The organism is Dietzia natronolimnaea (genome assembly GCF_002289575.1).
GTDB classification, from domain to species: domain Bacteria; phylum Actinomycetota; class Actinomycetes; order Mycobacteriales; family Mycobacteriaceae; genus Dietzia; species Dietzia natronolimnaea_A.
This window is the reverse complement of record NZ_NTGA01000112.1, coordinates 1-646: the sequence shown is the minus strand read 5'-3', so window position 1 is coordinate 646 and position 646 is coordinate 1. Positions and strand designations below refer to the sequence as shown.

The following is a 646-nucleotide window of genomic DNA, read 5'->3' as shown; positions in this document are numbered from 1 at the left end:
CCTCGAGGTCGTCGTCCTTGAGCGCCAGGTAGCCGACGATCTCGGCCGCCCCGTGCTGCAGGGGGTACATGGTGACGATGTCCTCCAGGCGGGCGGTGCCGCGGACCGGGATCAGCGCCCGGATGCGGGAGGCCAGGCGTGCGGGGTCGACGACGACCTGGTCGGTCAGCACGGAGGTGTCGACCTCCTCGGTGTCGACAGGATCGAGCAGGCTGTTGACCTCGGCGGCGGGTCGGGCGGTGAACAGCGGACGATCCGTGGGCAGGGCGACGTCGACGGCAGTCTCCTCCAGCTCCAGCCCGAGATCGGGCAGCTCGCCCTCGCGGACCTGCAGCGCCGAGGTCTCGATCTGGCGCACCAGGTCCAGCACCCGGCGGTTCTCCAGCCACACCTGGTCGTCGGTGAAGCGGCGTAGCTGCTCGGAGATGTTGCGGACCGTCTGCTGGGTGCGTTCCGCGGCCTCCGCCCAGCCGTGGTGCACGGTGCGCAGGCGCCGGTCCGCGCCGAGCTCGTCGATGCCGGTCAGGCGCTCGAGCAGCATGGACAGCTCCTCCTGGCCCGAGGTGGACAGCAGCAGGTCGTAGAAGGCCTGGAAGCTGCGGCCCTGGTCGGAGGAGTCGATCATGCTGCGGCCGTGGACCAGCTC

At 70.7% G+C, this 646-nt stretch carries 1 protein-coding gene; it reads right to left on the bottom strand.

The window, feature by feature from the left end:
• On the bottom strand, positions 1-646 hold a 646-nt coding region (locus CEY15_RS17890), incomplete at both ends, for a DUF3375 family protein (protein ID WP_141244344.1).